4 protein-coding genes and 1 tRNA gene are annotated in these 9,858 nt (G+C 73.1%); 4 read left to right on the forward strand and 1 reads right to left on the reverse strand.

All coding sequences use genetic code 11. The annotated features are described in order from the left end of the window. The first annotated feature begins 1 nt into the window (after position 1). Both KF737_RS20760 and KF737_RS20765 read left to right on the forward strand, forming a co-directional pair. A complete protein-coding gene (locus tag KF737_RS20760; RefSeq protein ID WP_296459836.1) occupies positions 2-2,728 on the forward strand; it encodes a filamentous hemagglutinin N-terminal domain-containing protein in 2,727 nt (908 codons plus the stop codon). After that, positions 2,725-5,811 carry a CHAT domain-containing protein gene (locus KF737_RS20765; protein WP_296459839.1) on the forward strand — a complete coding sequence of 1,029 codons (3,087 nt, stop codon included), beginning with the start codon at positions 2,725-2,727 and terminating at the stop codon, positions 5,809-5,811. Before KF737_RS20760 ends, KF737_RS20765 begins: the two co-directional genes overlap by 4 nt. A gap of 249 nt (positions 5,812-6,060) precedes the next feature. Here KF737_RS20765 and KF737_RS20770 read toward each other — a convergent pair whose 3' ends face one another. Then, complete coding sequence (locus tag KF737_RS20770) at positions 6,061-6,864, reverse strand: SH3 domain-containing protein (RefSeq protein WP_296459842.1); 804 nt, start codon at positions 6,862-6,864, stop codon at positions 6,061-6,063. 98 nt (positions 6,865-6,962) lie between these two features. On the opposite strand from KF737_RS20770, the gene KF737_RS20775 reads away from it, so the two are divergent. Together KF737_RS20775 and KF737_RS20780 are read left to right on the forward strand one after the other, a co-directional pair. After that, positions 6,963-7,044: transfer RNA gene (locus tag KF737_RS20775), tRNA-Leu, on the forward strand. A gap of 189 nt (positions 7,045-7,233) precedes the next feature. After that, entirely contained in the window at positions 7,234-9,714 is a 2,481-nt protein-coding gene (locus tag KF737_RS20780) for a TonB-dependent receptor (RefSeq protein ID WP_296459847.1), read from the forward strand. Positions 9,715-9,858: the final 144 nt, after the last annotated feature.

Genomic DNA, 9,858 nt, shown 5'->3' on the forward strand with positions numbered 1-9,858 from the left:
CATGCGCACCCTGTCCACCCTCATCGGCCTGCGGCGGGCGCTCCTGGGCGGCGCGGCGGCTGCGGCGCTCGCGGCCCTGCCGGCCCAGGCGCTGCCCGTCTACGCCGGGACCGCCCAGACCAACGCCGGCGGCGCTGCGCCGCTGGTCACCACGAGCAGCGGCACGGTCAACGTCGACCTGCGCGCCAACCGCACGATCCTGGACTGGACCAGCTTCGACGTGCAGCCGGGCGAGACCGCCAACTTCTACTTCGACCAGCGCAACTGGATCGCGCTGAACCGGGTCACCGGCTCGCAGATCAACATCAACGGGGCGGTGAACGGCGTCCAGGCCGCCGCCGTGGGCGCGGGCCCGACCGGCGGGAACGTCTGGTTCTATTCGCCCCAGGGGATCGCGTTCGGACCGAACGCGCGGGTCAACGTCGCGGGCCTCCTGGCCACCAGCTCGGCGGTGAACGTGGGCGCGTTCCTGACGCTCAACGGCCAGAACATCCCCTTCACCGGCGGCGGTGGCGGGCCGATCACCGTGGCGGCCGGCGCCCAGCTCAACAGCAGCCACCACGTGGCCCTGATCGCGCCGCAGGTCACGACCGCCGCGGGGTCGAACTTCACCAGCGGCGACGCTGGGACCGTGCTCTACGGCGCCGCCGACAGCTTCGAGGTGCAGCTTTTCCCGGCCAACCTCGACTGGACCATCTTCACCTTCATCGTCCAGAACGCGGCGGCCGGCACGCCGGTCGGCGTCAACGCGCTGAACCTGGCCGGCGACACCCGCTCGGGCACCATCTACCTCGCCGCCTACAGCCGCGCGGCGCTGGCGGGCCAGGTGATCAACGCACCCGGCCTGCTGGTCGCCCAGTCGTCGATCAAGGAGTACGGCCAGGTCACCATCACCACGGGCCGCTCGATCCTCCTGGGCCAGGTGGGCGTCGGCAACGAGAACCAGCAGGTGACCGGCGTCACCACCGGCTCGGCGAACATCAGCGGCGTCGACGCGGGCGGCAACGTCAACATCTACCTGACCGGCACGGGCGCGCTGGGCGACCTCACGGTCGCAGGCGGCATCCACGCGGGGCAGGGCCTCGCCATGGCCGTCAACAACCTGACGACGGGCGCGGCGGGCATCCGGGTGGGCGACAGCGCCTTCGACCCGGTCAACACCCGCACCATGCTGCTGGACACGCGCGGCGTGATCACGACCCCTTCGATCGACGTGCGCGGCAACCTGACCATCGCGCCCGGCGCCGCCTCGGCCGGGCGCGGCCAGGCGCTGCCGGACCTGCGGCTGGGCACGGTCTCGGTTGGCGGCAACATCCTGTTCTCCAACAACAACTCCATCGACGCCGGCGCGGTCACGGCCGGTGGCGAGGCGCAGATCTTCGGCGCCCTGCCGGTGCGGCTCGCGTCGCTGACCACCAACGGCTACACGCGCGTCAGCTCCAGCCAGACCATCGACATCGCGGGCGCGGTCCGCGGCGTCGACATCGACCTGCGCTCGGCGCAGGGGATCACCGCCAACGCCCTGATCGGCACGAACTCGGTGATGGTGGGCACGGGCGGCCCGGCCGACTTCGCCTCGATCACCGGCCCCTCGCTGCTGATGGACGCCACCACCGCGCGCCTCGGCACGGTCACGATCGGCGGCGACGCCAGGCTGCGGGTCGCCAACCCGGAGATCCTGGGCAGCTTCACCGCCGGCAACCTCACCTTCGAATCCCAGTCGGGCGCCCTGACGCTGGGCGGGAGCCAGGACGCCGTGCTGACCGACGCGGAGTTCCAGCGCATCCGGGTGACGGGCGCGGTCAACCTCTACGGCGGCCTCACGACGGCGACGGTCAACGTGCCGACGCCGGTGTACGGCGACGTCACCGTGGGCGACCTCACGGTCGACGCGGCCAAGGTCCCGCGGCTCAATATCCTCGCGCACAACACCCGCGAGGTGCGGGTGACCGGGACCCTGAGCCCGGTGGGCGCGGCGGTGGTGCAGATCGGCGACAGCGCGGCCGGGACGGCCTGGCGGCCGCAGGCGATCAAGGTCACGGGCGCGCTGGGCGCGGCCCGCGGCGACGCCGTCGCCGGCTTCACCGACGTGCATGGCTTCCGCGCCGTCGAGCTCTACGCCGCGCGCGACATCTTCCTGGGCTCGCAGCGGTTCATCGACCTGGTCAGCCCCGTCCCGGCGTCCGGGATCGACATCGCCCGCGGCCTGCCGGCGGGCGTCGCCGCCACCGGCGACGAGATCGGCCGCACCTTCCTGGTCTCGGGCAGCCTGAAGGCCGTCGCGGACGACCGGATCGTACAGCAGGACACCGGCGCGCCGGGCCTGGAGGGCGGCCTCTACCTGACGGGCGAGGGCGTCGCGGCGGGCGAGCCGCTGCTGACCATCGCCGGCGCAGACGTGGCCGACGTCTTCGGGGCCTTCCTCGTCGACGGCGTGCTGACCAGCGGCAAGAGCGCCGCCTTCCTGAACCGCATCGTCGTGGCGAACGACGGCGACGCGGGCGTGGGCTTCGTGCGCATCAACGGCTGCGCGCTGGGCGTCGGCTGCGCGCTCGCGACGCCGGCCAGCCAGTTCCGGATCGAGGCGTTCACCGCGCCGGCGCCGGCCGCGGCGGTGGACCCGCCGGTGTTCGGCCCGCCGCCGCCGCTGGACGAGGACGAGCGTGAGGCCGAGGCCGTGATCACCGGCGCCGGCAACGAAGAGATCTGGCGGAGGCCCGAGCAATGATCGACGCCAGGACGCTGGCCGCGCTCGCCGCGGCGCTGGGGATGACCGCCGGAGCCGCCGCCGCGGCGCCGATGGCCGAGCTGGTCCCGCTGGGCCAGAGCGGCGCGTCGGGCGCCGTCTGCGACGCCGTGCGCGACTACCAGGACCCGGTGGGGCAGGGCGGGGCCAAGGCCTGGCGGCTGCGCTGCCGCGGCTACTCGACGGCGCTGGGCCGCATCTACCAGGTCCCGGCGGCGCAGAAGGCGGCCTGGACCGCGGCGCTGGCGTCGCGCGCCCGGTGCGCCGCGCCGCAGGCCGCGCCCGGGGCCATCCCGGCCACGCTGGCCACCTGCACGCTGACCGCGGGCGCCTCGCCCTATGTGGTGTTCGTGTCCGAGAAGGGCGGGACCGTGACGGTCGCCGAGGGCCTCGCCGTCCTGGCCGACGTGGTCGAGACGGGGCTGAAGGTGGCGCTGGGGGCCAGACCACCCGCCGCGACCGCCGTGCAGACCTCCGCCGCCCAGGCCGAGATCGCCGCCGACTTCCCGAACCTCGGTGGCCTTGCGGCCGCGGAGGCCGCGGCGGCGGCCGATCCCGAGCGCCTGCGCGGGCGCGGCTACGTGCAGAACAACGAATGGCGGTTCGACGAGGCCGAGACGGCGTTCCGCGCTCTGGTCACCGAGGGCGAGGTGCGCAACGCGCCGGCCTCGCAGCGGGCCGACGCCCTCCTGAACCTCGCCATGAACGTCTCCAACAACGGCCGCTTCGAGGAGGCCGAGGGCTTCTTCGCCGAGGCCGAGGCGCTCATCGCGCCCGACGACGTGCTGACCCGCGCCCGCAGCCTGAACTACATCGCCCTGCACGAGCGCAACCGCGGCCGCTTCGACCGTGCGATCGAGGCGGCGCGCCGGGCGATGCGGATGCGCGCGGCCATGCCCCAGGCGCAGGCCCAGGCCAGCGCCCGGACGACGGACGGCGGCCCGCTGACCATCGACGCCGGCCTCGCGCGCAGGCTCAACGCGCCCTCGGCGGCGCAGAGCCAGATCGCCGCCACCCGCGTCACGGTCGGCGAACAGCTCGCGATCCAGGACGCCCAGGCCTGGCAGGTCATCGGTTCCTCGCAGGCCGCGATGGGCGAGACGGCCCAGGCGCGCGCCGCGCTGGAGCAGGCCCGGACGATCCTGGCCCGCAGCGCCGCGCTGGGCCGCCTGACGGCCTGGCTGCAGGCGCGTGTCGAGGCCGACCTCGCCGGCCTCGACCTCAGGGACGGCCGTGCGCCCCAGGCCGTGGCGCGCTACCAGGCGGCGCTCGCCACCTTGCGGACCCGTCACGCCGGCAGCTCGGCCGAAGGCGCGATGCTGCTCGACCTCGGCCGCGCCCAGGCGGCGGCCGGCGATGATCCGGCGGCGCTCGCCACCTACCAGCGGGCCATGGGCATCTTCCGCGCCCAGCGCGGCGGCCTCGGCGGCTCGGCCGACCAGGCGGCGCCCTATTTCGACCTCCTGCTGCGGATGAGCGAGAAGGACCCGTCCAGGGCCGACACCTACGGCGCGCTGTTCTTCGACGCTGCCGAGACGGTGGTCTCCAGCGCCACGGCCGATACGGTCAACAAGCTGGCCGCGCGCGTGGCCGCCGGCGACGGCGCCATCGCCGGCCTCTCGCGGGCGTTCGAGGACTCCCGCCGGCGCCTGCGCGCCACCGAGAGCCAGATCGCCGCGCTGCAGGCCGACGGCCTCTACACCGACGCGGTCCGTGTGGAACTGGAAGCCATCCTGAAGGGCGAGCAGGCGGAATCCGACGCCCTCGAACAGCGGATGGCCGCGGCCAACCCGCGCTACAACCAGCTCGTCTCGCCGGGCGCCCCGGCGGCCGATGTCCAGAAGGCGCTGAAGGCCGACGAGGCCTATGTCCGCCTGCTGCCGCTCTCGGGCCGCACCTACGGGGTGATGCTCACCCGGACGAAGGTGAAGCCCTACGCCATCGCGCTGAACCGTTACGAACTGCGCGAGCAGGTCGCGCGCCTGCGCCTGGCGCTGGAGCCCTCCGAGACCCTGCTGCCGTTCGACGCCCAGGGCTCGGCGGCGCTGTTCGGCAAGCTGTTCGGGCCGGTGAAGGGCGACGTGCTGGCCGCGAAGCACCTGATCTACGAGCCCGACGGCCCCCTGGTCTCGCTGCCGGTCTCGCTGTTCGTCACCGACGCGGCGTCGATCAAGCGGGCGGGCGACGACACCGACTACGTGCGCGTCGCCTGGCTCGGCAAGTCGGTCTCGACCTCGCTGGTGGTCTCGGGCGCCAGCTTCCTGCAATCGCGCGCCTTCGCCCCGTCGCAGGCCCGCCAGCCCTACCTCGGCTTCGCCGACCCGGCCCTGCCGCGCTCCGAAGCCCGGGCCTTCGCCCCGCTGACGCGCTCGTTCAGCCGGCGCAGCGTGGTGCTGGAACGGGTCTGCGGCGAGACCCGCAACGCGCTGCTGCGCATCGAGGCCCTGCCGGAGACCGCGAACGAGGTGCGCACCATCGGCCAGACCCTGGGCACGCCCGGCTCGATCGTCACCGGCGCCGACTTCAGCGACGAGGCGGTGCGCACGCGCAGCGACCTCGCCGACTACCGCGTGCTCTACTTCGCCACCCACGGCCTGCTGCCGCAGCCCGACGCCTGCGTGCCCGAGCCGGCGCTGGTCACCTCGCTGGGCGGCGGCGACGACTCCGACGCCCTGCTCGACACCAGCGAGATCCTGAACCTGAAGATCGACGCCGACCTCGTCGTCCTGGCGGCCTGCGACACGGGGGGCGCAGGCGCCACCGTCGACCGCACCGGCCTCACGGGCGGCGGCGAGGCGCTGGGCGGGCTGACGCGGGCGATGATCTACGCGGGTTCACGGGCGCTCGTGGTCTCGCACTGGTCGATCGACTCCGAGGCGGCGGTGCGGCTGATGACCGGCCTCTTCGCCTCGGGTTCGCCCACGATGGCCGACGGGCTGCAGAGATCGCAGGCGGCGCTGCAGGACGACCCGAAGTACGCCCACCCCTACTTCTGGGCGCCCTTCACCCTGGTCGGCGACGGCGCGCGGGCTCTGCCCGGCGTCGGCCAGCGGGTGGCGGACTGAGGGCTTCGGTTCGCTCGCGCGCAACGTGCCGGATGAAGGGTTGCGCGGACCTGTCGGCTTCGAGCGTGCGGCAGCGCCGTATCGATTCAACCACGAAGATCACCAAGGTCACGAAGGCGCCGCGGATGAGCTGAGCGTGGCGCGCCCCCGGCCTCTTCGCGCCCTTCGTGGTCTTCGTGGTGGGAAATAGGGCGCCTGCGGCGCACGCTGCGCCGACAGGTTGCGCGCCCACTTAAGCGCCTCCGGTCTTCAAATCGTGGTCAGACGCCAGCCGCCGTCCGCGCCGCGGCAGGCGTTGTAGCGCTCGCGCACGGGCGCCGCGCCGCGCTCGTTGATGGTCTGCTCGACCAGGCGGCAGTCACGGTCTCCGCCGCCGTAGAGCGGGCGCGCGACCGAGCTCGCCACATAGCCCTGGATCAGGCCGTCCTCGACGACCGCCAGCCAGCCGCCCGAGACCGAGCCCGCGGCCTCGAACCGCTCGCCGGCCTGCAGGCGATCGACGATGGCGGCGTTGGCGCTGGGCGCCGCGCGCATGTTGATCCGGCCGTTGGCGGCATAGGCTCCGCCCGTGCTGGAGACGCGGACGGCGGGCGCCACGCCCTGGGCGAAGCGCCAGCGCTCCGTGTAGCCGCCGCCCGGATACGACCCTGACGACGAGGGTCCGCGGTCCACCACCACGATCTCGCCCGAGGCGCCCGTCGTGGGGTCGGACCAGCTCTGCGGCCGGCCGGTCTCCAGCGCGCGCTCGAAGGCCACCTGCGCATCCTGGCGGGCCTTGCGGTCCATCCGGCAACCGATGGAGTTGCCGATCGCCGCCCCGATGCCGGCCCCGATCGCCGCGCCCAGCGCCCGCTCGTTCTTGGAGACCTGGCTGCCCGCCAGCGCGCCCACCAGGCCGCCGATCACCGCGCCGCTGGTGTTGGCCTGGCCCGGCGCGTCGCACGAGAAGAGGCCGCCCAGGCCGCCCAGGCCGCCCAGGCCGGACTGCGCCGCGGCGGGCGTGGCCGAAAGGGCCAGTGTGGCGGCGGCGGCGATCAGCATCAGGCGGCGCATGGGGTCCTCCGTTGGATTCGCCGAACATCATGCGCCGGGAGCACGGCCAAGGCCAAGCTTGCCCGCCGCGAGCCAATCATCGTACCGCATGGCGCGCTGCGGGCGTGGCGGAATTGGTAGACGCAGCGGACTTAAAATCCGCATCCGTATGGAGTGCCGGTTCGAGTCCGGCCGCCCGCAGGCGTCTTCATTGCGAATGAGTCGCAAAAGGCTTTGACATTTCGCCTCTGTGTCGGCCAACGACGGCGGGCCCTGGCGCCGGAGCTTCGCGTGCCAGCCGTGAAACATCCCGTCGAGGAGCGGAAATCTCCCGAGCGCATTTCGGCAGGATCAGGCTCGGGGACGCAAAGATGGGGATTCGGTCACCGCATGGTTCGATGGTTTTTTGCCGGTTCGGCGCTCGCGCTGGCGTGCGGTCAGGCCGCCTGGGCGCAGCAATCGCCCGCAACCAACGCCGCGCCGGCGCATGCGATCGACGACGAGGGGTATGAGGTCGAGGAACTGGTGGTCACCGGCGGCACGCCGCGGCTGCGCGGCTCCGTGGTCGGCGACGCCGTGCCGGAGATCGTCCTCGACCAGCGCGAGATCCGGGCGCTGGGCGTGAGCTCGGTGAGCGACCTCCTGGACGCGCTCGCGCCCCAACTGGCCAGCGGCAGCGGGAGCGGACGGCCGGTCATCCTGGTCAACGGCATGCGCATCTCGAGCTTCTCCGAGATCCGCGACCTGCCCACGGAAGCCATCGTCCGCACCGAGATCCTCTCCGAAGAGGTCTCGCTCCGTTACGGCTACCGCGCCGACCAGCGGGTGGTGAACTTCATCCTGCGCCGCCGCTTCAACGCCCAGACCGTCGAGGCGGCGGTGAGCGCCCCGACCGCCGGCGGCCGCGCCACGCTGGACGCCGACGCCAACATGCTGCGCCTGCAGGGCGATACGCGGACCCAGGTGGACGTGAAGGCCGGCTACAGCTCGATCCTGCTGGAGAGCGAGCGCAACGTCCGGCGCACGGACGGCCAGGACGGCGCGCTCCGCAGCCTGCTCCCGCAGAGCGACAGCCTGTCGGTCAACGGCGTCTATGCGCGGCCCTTCGGCGATGGCCTGTCGGGCAGCCTCAACGGCCGCTTCGAGGTCACCGGCTCGGACGGCCGGCTGGGTCCGTCGGGCGACCCCCTCGTCGCCGCGGGCGGGATCGACCCGCTGAAGCGGCTCACCGACGCCAGCTCGGCCCACCTGGGCGGCGGCCTCAACGGCGCCGTCTCGGGCTGGCGCTGGAACGTCACCGCCAACGCCGACCGCGCGCGCACCCGGACCATCACCGAGGTCGAGTACAACACGGCCGCCGGCGCCTACTCGGCCCCCAACCGCGCGCGCTCGACCACCACCTCGGCCGAGATCGAGGCGCTGGTGAACGGCACGCTGCTCCAGCTTCCGGCGGGGCCCGTCAACGCCGCGTTCACCGTGGGCGCCGACACCTATGACCTGAGCGGCACGTCGTTCCGCCGCGGCGTCACCCGCGACACCGACCTCGACCGCCAGTCGGGCCGCGCCCAGGTCAACTTCGACGCCCCGCTGCTCAGCCGCACGCGCGGCAAGGTGCGTGGCCTGGGGTCGCTCTCGGTCAACTTCAACGCCGAGGTCGACGAACTCTCGGACTTCGGCACGCTCACCAAGCTGGGCGGCGGCTTCACCTATTCGCCCATCGAGGCGATCCGCCTCGTCGCCTCGTTCTCGGACGAGGATGGCGCGCCGTCGGTCTCGCAGCTCGGCGAGCCCGAGATCGCCACGCCCGACGTGCGCGTGTTCGACTTCACCCGCGGCGAGACCGTCGAGGTCACCCAGATCTCCGGCGGCAACCCGTTCCTGATGGCCAGCAACCGGCAGGTCTCGAAGCTGGGCCTGACCCTGAAGCCGATCAAGGACACCGACCTCACCTTCCGCTTCGACTACACCCGCACGCGGCTGAAGGACGAGATCGCCGGTTTCCCGGCGGCGACGACCGAGATCGAGGCGGCGTTCCCCGAACGCTTCGTGCGCGACGCCACGGGCCGGCTGACGCAGGTGGACGTGCGCCCGGTCAACTTCGACCGGCACGACCGCGACGAGCTGCGCTGGGGCTTCAACTTCTCCAAGCCGATCCGCAACACCACCACGCCGCCCGGCGGCTTCCAGCGGCCCCCGGGCGCGCCGGACGGCGGCGGCGCGCCTCCTGGCGGAGCCGACGGCCCGCCGCCGGGCGACGGTCCGCGCAGCTTCGGCGGCCCGGGCGGTGGTCCGGGCGGAGGTTTCCGTGGTCCGGGCGGCCCGGGCGGGTTCGGCGGCGGCAACCTGCAGTTCGCGGTCTTCCACACCTGGCGGATGAAGGACGAGGTGCTGATCCGGCCGGGCGTGCCCGTGCTGGACCTCATCGACGGCGACACGCTCAGCGGCGGCGGGATCAATCCCGAGCATCAGATCGACGTGCAGGCCGGGGCTTCGCGCAACGGCCTGGGCGCGCGGCTCACCGCCCGCTGGCAGGAGGGCGGCAGCGTCGACAGCGCCTTCGGGGGCACGGGCCTGCGATTCTCGGACCTGACGACCGTCAACGCGCGCCTCTTCGCCGACCTCAGCATGCAGCCGATGGCGCGCGAGCACACCTGGATGCGCGGCGCCCGCGTCAGCCTGTCGATCGACAACATCTTCGACGAGCGCGTCTCGGTGAAGGACGCGACCGGCGCCACGCCCATCAACTATCAGCCCGACCTCGTCGACCCCCTGGGCCGCGTGGTGAAGCTGAGCTTCCGCAAGATCTTCCTGCCGCCGCGGGCCGTCCCGCCGCCGGGCTCGCAACAGCAACGCCGGGGCGCGCCCGGCTAGACCGGCGCCTCTGCCCCTCCGGCGGCCCGTCGTTCCGGGCCGTCGCGCGCGGAAGGGGCAGAGGAAATCTCTCGCCGGCCCCAGACATTCGGCATATTCCTATAAAGTTAGTAGGATAATGTCGCTCCATGACCAACGCCCTGA

Origin of the sequence: Phenylobacterium sp. (assembly GCF_019636135.1) — a bacterium.
Taxonomy (GTDB): Bacteria; Pseudomonadota; Alphaproteobacteria; order Caulobacterales; family Caulobacteraceae; genus Phenylobacterium.

Coding starts and splice junctions, on each gene's coding strand:
- KF737_RS20770 (WP_296459842.1), bottom strand. CDS start 6,864: ATGCGCCGCCTGATGCTGATCGCCGCCGCCGCCACACTGGCCCTTTCG.
- KF737_RS20780 (WP_296459847.1), top strand. CDS start 7,234: ATGGTTCGATGGTTTTTTGCCGGTTCGGCGCTCGCGCTGGCGTGCGGT.
- KF737_RS20765 (WP_296459839.1), top strand. CDS start 2,725: ATGATCGACGCCAGGACGCTGGCCGCGCTCGCCGCGGCGCTGGGGATG.
- KF737_RS20760 (WP_296459836.1), top strand. CDS start 2: ATGCGCACCCTGTCCACCCTCATCGGCCTGCGGCGGGCGCTCCTGGGC.